Origin of the sequence: Vibrio sp. 1159 (assembly GCF_033340395.1) — a bacterium.
In the GTDB taxonomy this organism is placed as follows: domain Bacteria; phylum Pseudomonadota; class Gammaproteobacteria; order Enterobacterales; family Vibrionaceae; genus Vibrio; species Vibrio alginolyticus.
On the sequence record NZ_JAWOWL010000009.1, the window covers coordinates 85,086 to 100,632 of the forward strand.

Sequence of the window (15,547 nt, forward strand, 5' to 3'; positions counted from 1 at the left end):
CATAAGCCGTTATGTATGCCAAAAATTGACGTGTGGATTCTTGTTATCGATTGAATATGTTTTTTGCTTCTGCGAAGCACTGATCGGTTAGCGCGGAGAAGGGTTCTTGTTTTCGCTTTAACAAACCTAGTGGGGCGTGAACGGCGGCTTCTTCGATAGGGATAATGCGAAGCGTATCGTTCAACTCTTCCAATCCACAGTTCAGCGGCATAATGGCGCAACAAAGGCCACTGGTTACTGCTTGGATCAAGTGAAAGGTTGAGTTACTTTCAATGACGGTTTGCGGAACCAGCCCTTTACTCACAAAGCTAAGATCAATTGAGTGGCGATAGTGCATGCCCTTCGAAAGCAGCCCTAGCGGAATGTTATTGAGTGACTCCCACAACACTTCAGATTCGGCAAAATCAAAATGACGCTCATCGAATAAAACGCCAAGTTTGGTTGAATCTAGCTCGATAACATCAAAGTAAGCGGTGTTGACTTGATCGACATAACACATCCCCAAATCAAGTTGATTGCGATTGAGTTGGTCTATGATCTGTTCGGTCGTCATGGAGAGTATTTGAAAGCGTAACTCAGGGAACTGTTGAGCTAATGGTTTGAGCAATTGCATAGGGTTTTGGCTGGCGAGTGGCACCATTCCAAGCCGAAGAGAGCCGACCAATTGACCACGGCAGTTGGCGGCTTCGGCTTGCAATCCATCATGAGCTGCTAAGACGGTTTTTGCCCAAGCTAAAATGCGTTCTCCGGCTTCAGTAAATCCTTCAAATCGTTGACTTCTTTGGATTAATTCGAGATCGAGTTCTTCCTCTAAGCTTCGGATTCTCATGGACAAGGTAGGCTGCGTAATGTGGCACAATGCGGCGGCTTGACCAAAGTGTTTGGTCTGTTCAAGTGCGATGAGATATTTAAGTTGTTTGATATCCATAATGGCTTGTTCACCTTGCGTTGTGAGTCACATGTACGGGGGAACTCCCTAAAAGGGGCACAGCACTACCGTACTTTTTAAGCGCTGGAGCGTTTTAACTGAGGAATGGAAAACCAAAACCAAGTCAAGAATAAAACCACACTCAAAATTGATCTGAATCAAGGCTATTCCTGATATTAATTAGGGTCAAATTTAAAGTATCTATAGTGTGATAGATATTATCTATTATCAAGAGGGCCGATTTTATTGAGTTCGTTAAGCGAACTAGGTGGAATCGAATGGGAAAACGATTAACCTCATAAATTGTATTGATTAAAAATGTGATGACCGTCAGTGGAAAAAATCGTCATAGATTTTGTTTATCACTCGGTCAGGATTATCAATTGGACGCATATTGAATAACGACTTAATCTTTGATTTAGATCAAGACGCAACAATGCAAATTGAATCTAACAGTCTTAGAAACAGTAGGCGGGTATCCGATATCAAGAATCTAGATAAGTAAACGCTCGGACAAGCGAGAGCGTGTTGAGTGGTTACTTATTTGGATTAAAAAATACATGGATTAGAAACTAAGCCCTTCAATACTTCCGCATTATCTCAATAAATAACGCGCTTGTTTTCACGGGCACCCTGCTTGCTGGTATATCTGCGAGGAGTAAAGTCGTGAGCCAAAAAGAACAAATAAAAGCATACAAAGGTCCAGCTGGTGGTTGGGGTGCACTGAAAGCCGTAACCAGAAGTTGGTGGGGCAGTGAAAATGCAGTTAAAAACATTCGCACTATGCTCAAAACCAACCAAAATGGCGGTTTCGACTGTCCGGGATGTGCATGGGGCGAGTCGCCAGATAGTGGTAAAGTCAATTTTTGTGAGAATGGCGCGAAAGCGGTAAACTGGGAGGCGACCAATCGTCTGGTTGATCCTGAGTTTTTTGCCAATCACAGCGTTTCTTCTCTCTCAACTCAAACCGATTACTGGTTGGAATACCAAGGCCGTATCACGCACCCAATGCGATACGATGCTGAATCCGACCACTATTTGCCTGTCTCTTGGGATGAGGCTTTTACACTTGTCGCGAAACATCTCAATCAATTGGATTCACCGCACCAAGCGGAGTTTTATACCTCTGGTCGTGCAAGCAACGAAGCGGCGTTTTTGTATCAGCTATTTGTGCGCGCATTCGGTACCAACAACTTCCCAGATTGTTCCAACATGTGTCATGAAGCCAGTGCAATCGGGATGAAAGACACCATTGGCGTTGGTAAAGGCACAGTGATCTTTGATGATTTTGAAGAAGCTGATGCGATTTTTGTGATTGGTCAAAACCCGGGCACGAATCACCCACGAATGCTTGAACCTCTGCGCGAAGCGGTAAAACGTGGTGCTCAGGTTATCTGTCTAAACCCGCTGAAAGAGCGCGGATTAGAGCGTTTCCAAAACCCACAAATGCCGATAGAGATGTTGAGTAACGGCTCAGAACCTACAAACACGGCGTACCTGCGTCCTGCTTTGGGCGGAGACATGGCAGTGTTTCGTGGCATCGCGAAATTCTTGTTGCAATGGGAACGCGAGGCATTGCAAAACGGTGGCAAAGCGGTATTTGACCGTGAATTCATCAAACAACACACGATAGGTATTGATGAGTATTTGGCTGAAGTGGACGCAACCTCTTGGGAACACATCGCGGAACAATCGGGTCTTGATTTAAGTGAAATCGAGATGGTGGCGAGCATGTATAGACGTGCAGAACGTGTGATCATGTGTTGGGCGATGGGGTTGACTCAGCATCGTCACTCTGTACCAACCATTAAAGAAGTCGCAAACGTGCAAATGTTACGAGGTAACGTTGGTAAGCCGGGCGCGGGTCTTTCACCAGTGCGTGGTCATAGTAACGTTCAGGGCGACCGTACGATGGGCATTGATGAAAAACCTTCAGGTCTGTTATTGGATCGTATTGAAAGTCGATTTAACTTTGCCGTCCCGCGTAGTGAAGGCCACAACACTGTGCAAGCGATTAAAGCGATGGAAGAAGGGCAAGCGAAAGTATTTATCGGTTTGGGCGGTAACTTTGCACAAGCAACGCCAGACACAGAACGTACGCACAACGCGATGCGAAACTGTAATTTAACCGTACACATTTCGACGAAGTTAAATCGTTCTCACCTTGTCACAGGTAAAGATGCGCTTATTCTTCCATGCTTAGGCCGTACTGAGATTGATCAGCAAGCGACTGGCCCACAAGGCGTGACGGTTGAAGATACCTTCAGCATGGTACATATCTCATTTGGTCAGCTAAAACCGCGTTCGGAGCATTTGCGTTCAGAACCAGCGATTATTGCAGGTATTGCCAATGCTACACTCGGGGCAAAACCAATTGATTGGTTGTGGGTGATTGAAGATTACGACCGTATTCGCGATTTGATTGCCGACACGATTCCGGGCTTTACCGACTTTAACCATAAGCTCAAACACCCGGGTGGATTCCACTTGGTAAACCCAGCTGCTGAGCGTCGATGGAATACACCAAGCGGCAAAGCACAGTTCAGCTCTAGTGAGTTGCCGAAACAGTTGATCAGCGAAGCGATACTCGAAAAAGGCCAAAAGCCAGATTTGATCTTGCAAACCATGCGCTCACACGACCAATACAATACGACACTTTACGGCTTGAATGACCGTTATCGTGGAGTATTTGGTATGCGCGAAGTGCTGTTTATCAATGAAGCGGATATTCGTAAACTCGGTTTTGAACCGGGCGACAAAGTGGACATGGTGTCATTGTGGGAAGATGGCGTTGAGCGCCGTGTGAGCGGATTTACGCTTGTTGCCTATGATGTACCAGCAGGTCAGGCGGCGGCTTACTATCCAGAAACAAACCCATTAGTTCCTTTGGACAGTTATGGGGATAGAACGTTTACGCCAACCTCTAAGTTTATTGCGATAAAATTGGAAAAATCGACATCCGATAAGATCGCTTTGGTGGAAGCGGAATAGTGACCAAACCGGCACAACGACATTTCCGATAAGCAAACGGCTGATATTAATTATCAGCCGTTTTTAATTGCGCTCAGTCTGCATTTAGTGCGCATAGCTTGTGTATAATGTTAATGACATTATGCTGCTCGATAATAGACAGATAAGGCCGATTTGAATCTAATTTCAAGTAGTAAAACTAATAAGAAGATGCTTATGACCTTGAAAAATATAATTAAATTAACAATCAGTCACTTAGTGGCAGTTTCTATTGGCATTGCGATAGGTATCTATACTTTACCGATCCTTATTGCACCACCTGCGCCGACCGATGAACAAGTTGCTAAGAGCAAGCAAGGTGCAGAATACAGCGCAGTGTTTAAGAGGGAACTCAAAGGTAGCGATGCTTTTCATTGGGGAGAGGGAGAGATTCATTTGAGTTCTGAAGTCATTACGTTGGTAGGAAAACTCGCTCCCGGACCAGACTATAAACTCTATCTATCTCCTAAGTTTGTCGAAACGGAACAAGAGTTTAATGACCTTAAATCTGAAATGAGCTTAATTGGTGATGTAAAAACGTTCGATAACTTCGTTGTTGAGGTTCCTCAAAGCACTTCAATTTCTGAATACAATACGGTTGTTGTATGGTGCGAGACATTCGGTGAGTTCATTACTTCGGCAAAGTATCAATAAACCTTAGCAGTAGAGTAAAAGGCTTTTCTTTTCACTTTACGCTAAGATGTTGTTTCGCATAATTAAGAGGCAAAGACTCTTAAACATTCTAAATTTAAGAGCCTTTGTTTAGAGTTATTGACAGAACCATTCGACTTGTAAGTCGTTTGCACCTTTCAGGCTACGTTCTGGAAAAACAAGATTTCGAACTATTTAGAGTTATTCTCTGTTTGGCTTGTTTCGTTCGATGACGCTAATCGCAATGGCTAAAAATAGAATATCTTTTACTAAAAAGAAGTTTGTCACCAAAACCCCATCAGACACTTTCCATGTATTCGGTGTCGTAATTAGAAAGCTGAGTGTCGCAAGAAAAATAATTGCGGCGGCTATGCCAGAAAAATAAGCGACTCGTGTGTTTTTAAGGCCAACGATTAATCCAATAGCGACAATGATTTCTGTTGCGCCAATGATGTTTGATACGGCTTGAACTGACATCACATCATACAACCAACTCATCAGAAAATGATTTTCAACGAGCGGTTGTATAAGCTTGGCCTCTGTAGGTGTGAATTTATAAATACCAATCCATATTAGAACTAAAGAAACGCCGAAAACTCCGATAAGATATCCAATTGAGTCACGTTGATGATGGCTTTTTACGTTTTGCATAATTAACTACATTCTCCTGTTTGTTAGCGCTTCCAACAAGACCTATAAGGTTGGTAGAAAATTTCATAGGTTTTTTCGCTCAAACAACAGATATTAAAAATCACGTGATACAGAATTACGTGTTTGATAGAACTTAAGGATATTTCGTGGAAGTTAAAATTTTTCAGGTTGACTCGTTTACATCAGAGGTTTTCAAAGGTAATCCCGCGGGTGTTTGTATCACAGAGTCAAGCCTTGATGAGGAAACGATGTTGGCCATCGCGGCCGAGATGTCGTTATCTGAAACGGCATTTCTGTCACTCAGTACAATGCAACTTCGTTGGTTTACACCGAGGACGGAAGTTGCTTTGTGTGGACACGGCACACTTGCAACGGCGCACGTTCTGAAAGAGCAGGGGTTATATAATACTGGAGATACGATTGAGTTCGTTACGCTATCTGGGGTTTTAACTGCACAACTCGATCATGAAGAAATTCATTTGGTGTTTCCTGCTCCAACTTTAGATATGCGAGCTAGTATTAACAAAGACTTACTTCATGGTTTGGGGCTAGATGCCGCCAATGTAGTCGCCTACGGTCAGTTTGATAATAAGCAGTTGGTCGTCATTAATGATGAATTTGTGCTTGAACAGCTCGACCCTGATTTTGGTGCGCTGCTTAAACAAAAAGGCCGTGGCGTCGTCATCACTGCTCAATCAAGCACTGACGCCGATTTTGTCTCTCGATACTTCGCGCCTTGGGTAGGTGTTAATGAGGACCCAGTTACAGGCTCTGCACATTGCGCTTTATGTGTTTACTGGGCTAAAGAGCTCAACAAAAAGCAACTGAAAGGCTTCCAAGCCTCCAAGAGAAGTGGGGTCGTCCATACAGAGTTGTTAAGCACTGAGCACGTTAAGCTTTCTGGAAATGCAGTAACGATATTGCGAGGATATATGAGAATCGCGTAGCGGTCCTTGTGGGAATGATTTTATTTTCGTGTTACCCAATGCTCAATAGTGAAGACGCTTGAATGCTGCTTATTTAAGTGGCTGATTTTTTTGTAAAAACACCCCTGGCACGGTGGTGTATAACGATTGGAGAGTTATATGAAAACTATCGGTCTTCTAGGTGGTATGAGCTGGGAGTCGACGCTTAGTTATTACAAATTGATCAACGAAGGAGTCAAAGAGGCGTTAGGCGGCCTAAATTCCGCAAAAATTTGTATGTATAGCGTGAATTTTTCGGAGATAGAGAAACTTCAACATCAAGGTAAATGGGAAGAAACGGCAAGCATTCTATCTGATGCTGCATCTTTAATAGAAAAAGGGGGCGCTGACTTCATTCTTATTTGTACTAACACAATGCACAAAGTTGCGCCTCAAATTGAAGCCAGTATTAATATCCCCATACTACATATCGCAGACGCGACTGCTGAGTTACTTCGTGAGAAAGGGGTTCAAAAGGTCGGACTCCTTGGTACTCAATTCACAATGGAGCAAGACTTTTATAAAGGAAGGCTTTCCGACCGTTATGGGCTTGATGTCGTCATTCCCGATCAAGACGACCGCTCTAAAGTACATAACATTATTTATAAAGAGTTATGCCAAGGTGAAATCAAAGAGGAGTCAAGGACTATATACTTGCAAATTATTGAAAAACTAAAAGAGCACGGAGCTGAAGCTGTGATTCTCGGGTGTACTGAAATTGCCTTACTTGTAAACCAAAGTCACACCGATGTTACACTACTCGATACCACTTCTATCCATGCTCAAGCAGCAGTCCGTTTGGCAATTGAAGGTGAATGATCTACGCTTTCTTTCCTGCAAAAAAAGAGAAAACCAAGCACGTGGTTTTCTCTTTTTTATTATCAAGTTATAAGCGAGCAAATTTGAGAGTTCTGTATCCACCAATCAAGTTGCGGGCTTTGTAACCATTGTTGACCAGCTGACGGTATGCTACGTTACCGCGTAACCCAACTTGACAGTAAATCACGATCTCTTTGTCTTTAGGAAGTTCGTGCATGCGACGACGTAGTTGATCGACAGGAATATTAATTGCACCTTCAAGATAACCAACGGACTCCAATTCACCAGGATTACGAACATCAAGTAACAGTTGGTCTTCTGTCAGTGAATCCATTTCATCATAATGAATCGCGGTCGCATCGCCTTTGATGATGTTATTTGCCACAAACGCCGCTTGGTTAATTACATCTTTAGCAGAGCCATAAGGTGGCGCGTAAGTGAGCTCGAGGTGTTGCAGTTGCTCTACCGTCATACCAGCACGCTGAGCAACTGCCATTACGTCGATACGTTTATCAACACCGTCTTTACCTACTGCTTGCGCACCTAATATTTTACCTGTTACTGGATCAAACAGCATTTTGAATGACACGGTTTCTGCACCTGGGTAGTAACTCGCGTGACTTGCTGTATGCACATACACTTTTTCATAAGCGATGTTTTCACGTTTCAGCTGTTTCTCGTTTTTACCAGTAGAAGCGACGGCTAAATCAAAAATCTTACAGATCGCCGTGCCTTGCGTACCTTGGTAAGTTTCTTGGCGGCCAAGCATGTTGTCTGCTGCCATTCGGCCTTGACGGTTTGCCGGGCCCGCAAGTGGCACTAGAGTTTGCTCGCCAGTCACAAAGTCTTTCTCTTCTACCGCGTCGCCGACAGCGTAGATCGAAGGATCGCTGGTTTGCATGTATTCATTGGTATAAATACCACCAAGAGCGCCGATTTCTAAGCCAGCTTCTTTCGCTAATTTGGTCTCGGGGCGAACACCAATTGCCATAATCAAAATATCGGTGGTGAGTCTTTCACCGTTGTTTAGTGTTAATTCCAATTCACCTTCTAGATGTTGGTGTTTTTCGCTCTCACCAGAGTCGAAACTTGCCACGTGCTCGTTAGGTACGAATTTCACCGACTCAAGTGCGACGCCAAGTTTAAGGTCGATGCCTTTCTCACGAATTTCAGCATGTGCGAAGCCAGCCATTTCACGGTCAACGGGCGTCATCACTTGATCCGCCATTTCAACTAATGTGGTTTTTATGCCTAGCTGGTGGAAGGCTTCCATCATTTCCAAACCGATAAAACCACCACCAACGACCGTAGCGTGTTCAACTTTGTTGGTTTCGATCGTTTTAATGATGCGATCCATATCTGGAATATTGCGCAGCGAGTGCGTTAACGGGTTATCAATACCCGGAATAGGCGGCACAACTGGACCTGCGCCAGGGCTGAGTAGAAGAAAGTCGTAGCTCTCTTGGTATTCCGAGCCATCAAGCAAATTCTTAACCGTAACCGTTTTGTCTTGACGGTTAATAGAAACCACTTCGTTCATCACACGGACATCAACATTGAAACGCGCTAAAAAGCTCTCAGGCGTTTGAAGAAGCAGTTTGCTGCGCTCTTGGATATCACCACCAATGTGATAGGGTAAGCCACAGTTTGCAAATGACACAAATGGACCGCGTTCAAACATAATGATTTCTGCATCTTCACTTAAACGACGAGCGCGAGCTGCTGCAGATGCACCTCCAGCAACCCCACCAATAATCACGATTTTGCTCATGGATTTCTCCTGCTGAATGATCGAAAACGCCTACACCTTACTTAAATAAATTAGCTGAGTCTAATGTTATTTAATCTACATTAGCATTGACTTAATAATATTAATTAGTAATATCTAATGAAATGTAATGTAGTAATGAAGAGGCATAAGAATGGGCGACAGTATGCTACAAAGTGCGACCGAAGCGAGTGAGCTGCTTAAAATTATGGCTCATCCAGAGCGCCTAATCGTGATGTGTAAGCTGATTGAAGGCGAGAAAGGGGTCGGTGAACTGTTTGAAGGTTCATCATTAAGCCAATCTGCTTTTTCACAACATCTCACCGTATTGAGAAAGCACGACATCATTAAAGCTAGGAAGGTTTCTCAGCAGGTATTTTATTCAATTTCTGATGAAAGAGTTGGTCCGCTGGTTGAAGCGTTTAAGCAAGTTTTCTGTAAGTAATTAGTTTGGCGGATGCTATGTTTGAAGTTCCTTGGATGTCGCTTTTGGGCGGCATAATAGTTGGCGTATCAGCGATAACACTGATGCTATTTACTGGCAAGACTGCTGGGATCAGTGGGATCTTAAACGGTGCCGTTGAGAGCGCAGACCGCGTTTGGCGAATTGTTTTTTTAATTGCGATGGTATTAGGTGGCTTGTTTGCTGTTTATGTTCTTGGCGGGCATGTACCAGATCAGTACAGCGGTTCTCTTATTTTAGTTATCGTTGCTGGCTTGTTAGTCGGTGTTGGTACGCGTATCGGCAATGGTTGTACTAGTGGCCATGGTATTTGTGGGATAGGGCGTTTCTCAATCCGTTCTGTGGTCGCGACGTGTACTTTTATGGCCACAGCCATGTTAACCGTCTTGCTAGTATCGTGAGGAATAGTGCCGTTATGAAAACTCATGTAATGAAAAGTATTAAGCAAATGTCCGTTGTTGCATTTTCTGGTGTGCTCTTTGGTATTGGTATGGTGGTCTCTGGTATGGCTGAACCGGCAAAAGTGATTGGCTTTCTCGATATTACTGGAGCATGGGATCCAAGCTTAGCCTTTGTAATGGGCGGAGCACTTGTTGTGTTCGTTCCTGCTTATCTTTTATTAATAAAGCCAAGAAGCGAATCTGTGTTTGGTGATGAGGTTGTCTGTCCGACTTCTAAAACGATAGACAAAAAGTTAGTCGGTGGTGCAGCACTGTTTGGTATTGGTTGGGGCTTACTGGGTGTGTGTCCTGGTCCTGCGGTTGCCAGCCTTTTTACTGGCAACACACAAGTTCTGCTCTTTATAGCGGCAATGTTGGTTGGGTCATTCACCGCTAAAAGAGTGGTTCGTCAATAAAGAAAGTACTTCAACGTTAAAAAGAGTACTTAAACGCTAAAAAGTGAGTGTTGTAGAAACCGGGCAATGGTCACTCAGTTTATAGTCGAGTACATCTTGTGTTTTGAAAACGGTTTGAACACCAGACGACGCCTTTAAATCACCACTCGCAATGATGTGGTCTATCACCGAGCGGAATTGGTGGGTTTTATTCGGATTACGATTAGAGCGCACTTTACATTCCGCTTTAGTGTCTTTAGTCACTAGCTTTGCACTAGTATTGTCCGATATCACGTCCCACAACCAATCTCCTTGATAACCCAAGCTGTGGTTAAAGTCGCCAAGCACGACATAATGTTGTTTGTTGTCCTCGCGCGCCTTTATCCACTTAGCTAGTGCCTGTCCTTGTTGTTTCACTATCTTACAATCGCGGTTATTACGATACGCGCCACTGCAACCCGCTTTCAGATGTACAGAGAGTAGGTGAGTCTCGTTTTCTTGGTTTGGATTTAAAACAAGGTAGCTCGCGAAGCGCAGCTTGCTGTTGCCTCGTGTGATAGAGAAGTCTGGCTTGTCTAATATGCTTACGCCATTGCGCACGGCAAAGCCTGTGTATTGGTTGGTGTCGTTAAACTGAAGGTGTCGGTTGGAGGCGTTTGAACGATCGGAAAGATAAATAGTGAAGTCATCGCCAACGGCTTTTTGCATTGCAGCGACGCTTTCGACTTCTTGAAAAGCAAGAATGTCGGCTTGTGTTTTATCCACATAGTGGGTCAGTTTTTCAAAATCTTGTGGTGTTCTCGACACTTTTCCACCATCTATAGATAACCACTCTATGTTCCAACTGGTTAGATTGATGGAGTTTTGAGCAAATGAAAGAGAACTAAAAAGTAATATTAACGTAACAAAAAGTGATCGCATTTTGGCCTGTTGCACTCCTATCTTTTAGCATATTCCTTTCCATCCTTTATCCTACAAGACCTCCAAAAATAGCAAGTAGATTTAGTACCAATTTTGCAATTTTCATGGTTTTCTTCGCAACTGAGATCAACGCCAATAAGATCGATTTCTTCTTGTTCGCTAGCCAATCTTTATTGATCAAAATCAATGTTTTCGAGTGGTGCTTCTCGTTAAATACGCCACAATATATTGTGTTGCTAAAATAAAAAATAACCCCATATAGTGTGTTTGTGGATAACTCTGTGAGTGTGCTCGGGTAAGGAGAACAAGGTGAAACCAATCGTAATCAAACGCGACGGATCAAGAGCTCCGTTCAACAGGGATCGTATCCAAGCAGCAGTTGAAGCAGCAGCGGAAAACAAAGATAAAGATGTCGCTATTTATGCTCTTAATGTGGCTCTTGCTGTCGAGTTACAGTTAAGAGAACACGATGAAGTTCACATCCATGAGATTCAAGACTTAGTCGAAAATGAACTCATGCAAGGTCCTTACAAAGCCCTAGCGCGTTCTTACATTGAATATCGCCACGATCGCGACATCGCTCGTGAGAAGCAAAGTGCACTAACTCGCGAAATCGAAGGTTTGATTGAAGAAAGTAATCTGGATCTAATCAACGAGAACGCAAACAAAGACGGCAAAGTAATTCCGACTCAACGTGACTTGTTGGCTGGTATCGTCGCGAAACACTACGCGAAGACGCACATTCTTCCTCGCGATGTGGTTCAAGCGCATGAAGTGGGTGACATTCACTACCACGATTTAGACTACGCACCGTTCTTCCCAATGTTTAACTGTATGCTTATCGATCTTAAAGGCATGCTGACGCATGGTTTTAAAATGGGTAACGCTGAGATTGATACGCCAAAATCAATTTCGACTGCAACAGCGGTAACAGCACAAATCATTGCTCAAGTCGCGAGCCACATTTACGGCGGTACAACCATCAACCGTATTGATGAGGTTCTAGAACCGTACGTAATCACAAGCTACGAGAAACACCTAGAGATTGCAAAAGAGTGGAACATTGCTGAGCCAGAAGAGTTCGCAAAAGCGCGCACTGAGAAAGAGTGTTACGACGCATTTCAATCTCTAGAATACGAAGTAAACACGCTGCATACAGCGAACGGTCAAACCCCATTCGTTACGTTCGGTTTTGGTCTTGGTACAAGCTGGGCATCCCGCCTGATCCAGAAATCGATTCTGAAGAATCGTATTGCAGGTCTAGGCAAGAACCGTAAAACAGCGGTATTCCCTAAACTTGTATTCGGCATCAAAGATGGTTTGAACCACAAATCAGAAGATCCAAACTACGACATCAAGCAACTTGCGCTTGAGTGTGCGTCTAAGCGTATGTACCCAGACATTCTTAACTACGACAAAGTAGTGGAAGTAACCGGTTCATTCAAAACGCCAATGGGTTGCCGTAGCTTCCTTGGTACTTACGAAGAAAACGGTGAGCTGATTCACGAAGGTCGTAACAACCTTGGCGTCGTGAGCTTGAACCTTCCTCGTATCGCTATCCGTGCAAACGGAAGCGAAGAGAAATTCTACGAGCTTCTAAATGACCGCCTACGTCTTGCTCGTAAAGCACTAGAGACACGTATCTCTCGCCTTGAAAACGTGAAAGCACGTGTGGCCCCAATCCTATACATGGAAGGCGCATGTGGTGTTCGCTTGAAAGCAGACGACTCAATCGCAGATATATTCAAAAACGGTCGTGCGTCTATTTCTCTTGGTTACATCGGTGTACACGAGACAATTAACGCGCTATTCGGTACAGAAGCGCACGTTTATGATGACGCTGTTTTGCGTGAAAAAGCGGTCGCGATCATCAAGCATCTAAAAGATGCTGTGAATCAATGGGCTGACGAAACAGGTTATGGCTTCAGCTTATATGCAACGCCAAGTGAAAACCTATGTAGCCGTTTCTGCCGCATCGATGCGAAAGAGTTCGGCGTAATTGAAGGCGTAACAGACAAAGGTTACTACACCAACAGCTTCCACCTAGATGTTGAGAAGAAGGTGAACCCATACGACAAGATCGACTTTGAGATGCCTTACCCAGAAATCTCAAGCGGCGGCTTTATCTGTTACGGCGAGTTCCCGAACATGCAACGTAACGTTGAAGCACTAGAAAACGTATGGGACTACAGTTACACCCGAGTGCCTTACTACGGAACTAACACGCCAATTGATGAGTGTTACGAGTGTGGTTACAACGGTGAGTTTGACTGTACAAGTAAAGGCTTCACTTGCCCAAGCTGTGGCAACCATGATTCAACCAAAGTGTCAGTGACACGTCGTGTTTGTGGCTACCTAGGCAGCCCAGATGCACGCCCGTTTAACTTCGGTAAGCAAGAAGAAGTGAAGCGCCGAGTTAAACACCTGTAAGGTTAACTACCACTCGTTTTACACTTTGAAAATCAACTTTAAACAGGTTGATTTTCTCTTTCGCGATAACACAGAGACGCATTATGAATTACCACCAATACTATCCAATTGACGTTGTTAACGGACCGGGTACGCGCTGTACGCTGTTTGTGTCGGGTTGTGTGCATCAGTGCCGTGGCTGTTATAACCAGTCGACGCAACGTTTGGATTCTGGTGTACTTTTCACGCAAGAAGCGGAAGACAAAATCATCGCTGACTTAAACGACACGCGTATCAAACGCCGTGGCTTGTCGTTGTCGGGTGGAGATCCGCTTCACCCTGCTAATGTGCCTCATATTTTGAAGATAGTGAAAAGGGTGAGAGAGGAGTGCCCGGGTAAAGACATTTGGGTTTGGACTGGCTACACGCTGACGGAACTGAATGACGCGCAAAGGGAAGTGGTGCAATACATCGATGTTTTGATTGATGGTAAGTTTGAACAAGACAAGAAAGACCTCAATCTCGAATGGCGTGGCAGTTCAAACCAAATCATTCATCGATTTACGGACATCTAATCAAGCATTCTCCGCACATAAAAAGAGCTCACGCGTGCAGAACGGGTGAGCCCTTTTGGTGTGAGTTCGTTAATGTCTTTTTAGTTACGCTGTCACCGATTGGTCATCTTCAACCATATTATTTATCCAACGTTTAGATTGAATACGGTAAGTCGTCAGTACGCCTTTCACTAACTCTTCCGCGAGCAGAGACATCAAGACAAAATGCAAAGGCAGCCCTAACACCATGCCTGTGTAATAAGTAAGGGGGATGCCAATAGCCCACTGACCGAACGTGTCGATGAAAATGCTATAGCGAATATCAGCGCCACTCTTTAGTACGCCGCCAATCCCAACCATGTTAAACACCCTCAAAATCATACCTAGCGCCATGACTAAACATACGTTAAGTGCCATGTCTGCATCGGTTAACGGGCTCAGTACCAATAGGTGATGAATCATGGGCGAGCTCAACCACACTAGGAAAAACAGCAAGGTGGCTAAGATTGCGCTGGTTAACACATACCACCACGCCGTTTTCTCGACTCGGTCATAATGTTTTGCACCAATATCATTCCCAAGAAGAACGGATGCAGCGACCGCAAATCCCATAAAGGTTGAAATCAGTACCCCTTCAATCGGTGATAAGAATGAGATGATCGCCAGTTCTGAAACGCCCAATTGACCATAGATGATGCTGTAAACGATCAATCCACCAGTCCAAAGTGCATCGTGGACCAACATGGGTAAAGAAACCTTAAAGTACTTTTTTCGATACTGTTTTAAGCGGCCTTGTACCCAATCGAACTTAGTCGGAATTAGGTAAGCATATCGTTTGTAGAAAAAATAAATCAAGACGGCGGTTTGGAAAAATCGAGAAACAAAACTACCTACGGCTGCACCAAATACGCCCCATTGAGGGAAACCAAATAAACCAAAAATCAAAACATAATTAAGCGCGACGTTAACGACAATGGCGGAGATACTAACGTTGGTTGCCAGTTTGGTTTGGCCCACGGAGCGCAATACCGCTTCAATCGGTACTACTATCGCCGTAGCAATGAGGCTAAAGCCCGTAACCACAAGATAATCACGTGCATAAGTGACGTATTCAGGATCGTCTGACATAAAAGAGACGATCTCTTCATCAAAAATCGCATAAAGAACGATAAACGGCAGCGTCACCAAAATGGAAATAAACCAAGATTGCGCCAACGTTCTGCGAATTCCGGCTAGGTTTCCTGAGCCGTAGTATTGAGAAGCAAGTACGGTAACTGCACCGCACAGGCCAAAGACAACCGCTAGGTTGAAGAAAAAGATACGATTTCCAACTCCAACTGCTGCCGTTGCAGATTCTCCGAGTAGGCTTACCATGAAAATATCCACGACGCCGAGCAAAGCAAAAAGCATGGACTGAAGTGAAACAGGTAGGCCAATCGTAATCAGCTTTTGCCAAAATGCTTTATCGATGTATTCGCGTGTTAAGAGCATCGCATTTCTCCTTAAAGATTAATGCGAGTAGTTTATCCTCATGATTTGGCGCTGTATTTTTCAAAGGAATCCAAAACCTTTGT

The 15,547-nt window shown here is 44.1% G+C and carries 14 protein-coding genes; 9 read left to right on the plus strand and 5 right to left on the minus strand.

Going from position 1 to position 15,547, the window contains the following annotated elements:
• Positions 1-43 precede the first annotated feature (43 nt).
• Positions 44-928, minus strand: a complete 885-nt coding sequence (locus R7127_RS09530; protein ID WP_005460961.1) for a LysR family transcriptional regulator — start codon at positions 926-928, stop codon at positions 44-46.
• Positions 929-1,594: 666 nt separating this feature from the next.
• On the opposite strand from R7127_RS09530, the gene R7127_RS09535 reads away from it, so the two are divergent.
• Both R7127_RS09535 and R7127_RS09540 read left to right on the plus strand, forming a co-directional pair.
• On the plus strand, positions 1,595-3,919 hold the full coding sequence (locus R7127_RS09535) for an FdhF/YdeP family oxidoreductase (RefSeq protein WP_262584682.1): 2,325 nt from the start codon (positions 1,595-1,597) through the stop codon (positions 3,917-3,919).
• Positions 3,920-4,114: 195 nt separating this feature from the next.
• On the plus strand, positions 4,115-4,591 hold the full coding sequence (locus tag R7127_RS09540) for a DM13 domain-containing protein (RefSeq protein ID WP_005376099.1): 477 nt from the start codon (positions 4,115-4,117) through the stop codon (positions 4,589-4,591).
• Between the two features lie 198 nt (positions 4,592-4,789).
• On the opposite strand, the gene R7127_RS09545 is transcribed toward R7127_RS09540, so the two are convergent.
• A complete protein-coding gene (locus tag R7127_RS09545; protein ID WP_213899877.1) occupies positions 4,790-5,239 on the minus strand; it encodes a YkgB family protein in 450 nt (149 codons plus the stop codon).
• A gap of 146 nt (positions 5,240-5,385) precedes the next feature.
• Here R7127_RS09545 and R7127_RS09550 point away from each other — a divergent pair, with 146 nt between their 5' ends.
• Both R7127_RS09550 and R7127_RS09555 read left to right on the plus strand, forming a co-directional pair.
• Complete coding sequence (locus R7127_RS09550) at positions 5,386-6,186, plus strand: PhzF family phenazine biosynthesis protein (RefSeq protein ID WP_031781164.1); 801 nt, start codon at positions 5,386-5,388, stop codon at positions 6,184-6,186.
• 138 nt (positions 6,187-6,324) lie between these two features.
• Positions 6,325-7,023 carry an aspartate/glutamate racemase family protein gene (locus R7127_RS09555; RefSeq protein WP_053349909.1) on the plus strand — a complete coding sequence of 233 codons (699 nt, stop codon included), beginning with the start codon at positions 6,325-6,327 and terminating at the stop codon, positions 7,021-7,023.
• A gap of 67 nt (positions 7,024-7,090) precedes the next feature.
• Here the strand turns inward: R7127_RS09555 and R7127_RS09560 are convergent, their stop codons facing one another.
• Positions 7,091-8,794: an FAD-dependent oxidoreductase gene (locus tag R7127_RS09560; protein ID WP_104976080.1), complete on the minus strand. Its 1,704-nt coding sequence runs from the start codon at positions 8,792-8,794 to the stop codon at positions 7,091-7,093.
• A gap of 151 nt (positions 8,795-8,945) precedes the next feature.
• On the opposite strand from R7127_RS09560, the gene R7127_RS09565 reads away from it, so the two are divergent.
• From R7127_RS09565 to R7127_RS09575, 3 genes are read left to right on the plus strand one after another with little or no spacing between them, the layout of a single operon-like run.
• Entirely contained in the window at positions 8,946-9,236 is a 291-nt protein-coding gene (locus R7127_RS09565; protein ID WP_005376206.1) for an ArsR/SmtB family transcription factor, read from the plus strand.
• Positions 9,237-9,241: 5 nt separating this feature from the next.
• A complete protein-coding gene (locus R7127_RS09570; RefSeq protein ID WP_254901900.1) occupies positions 9,242-9,655 on the plus strand; it encodes a YeeE/YedE family protein in 414 nt (137 codons plus the stop codon).
• Between the two features lie 14 nt (positions 9,656-9,669).
• Positions 9,670-10,110 carry a YeeE/YedE family protein gene (locus R7127_RS09575; protein WP_154204408.1) on the plus strand — a complete coding sequence of 147 codons (441 nt, stop codon included), beginning with the start codon at positions 9,670-9,672 and terminating at the stop codon, positions 10,108-10,110.
• Positions 10,111-10,146: 36 nt separating this feature from the next.
• Here R7127_RS09575 and R7127_RS09580 read toward each other — a convergent pair whose 3' ends face one another.
• Positions 10,147-11,010 (minus strand): endonuclease/exonuclease/phosphatase family protein, encoded by an 864-nt coding sequence (locus tag R7127_RS09580; protein ID WP_213910219.1) that lies wholly within the window; start codon positions 11,008-11,010, stop codon positions 10,147-10,149.
• 309 nt (positions 11,011-11,319) lie between these two features.
• Between R7127_RS09580 and nrdD the strand changes: the two genes are divergently transcribed.
• The gene (gene nrdD, locus R7127_RS09585) at positions 11,320-13,440 is read left to right on the plus strand and encodes an anaerobic ribonucleoside-triphosphate reductase (RefSeq protein ID WP_005388026.1); all 2,121 of its coding nucleotides are present in this window, start codon (positions 11,320-11,322) and stop codon (positions 13,438-13,440) included.
• 83 nt (positions 13,441-13,523) lie between these two features.
• Positions 13,524-13,994: an anaerobic ribonucleoside-triphosphate reductase-activating protein gene (nrdG, locus tag R7127_RS09590; protein ID WP_005376213.1), complete on the plus strand. Its 471-nt coding sequence runs from the start codon at positions 13,524-13,526 to the stop codon at positions 13,992-13,994.
• An 84-nt stretch (positions 13,995-14,078) separates the two neighbouring features.
• Here nrdG and R7127_RS09595 read toward each other — a convergent pair whose 3' ends face one another.
• Positions 14,079-15,464, minus strand: a complete 1,386-nt coding sequence (locus R7127_RS09595) for an MATE family efflux transporter (RefSeq protein WP_005388027.1) — start codon at positions 15,462-15,464, stop codon at positions 14,079-14,081.
• Positions 15,465-15,547 lie beyond the last annotated feature (83 nt).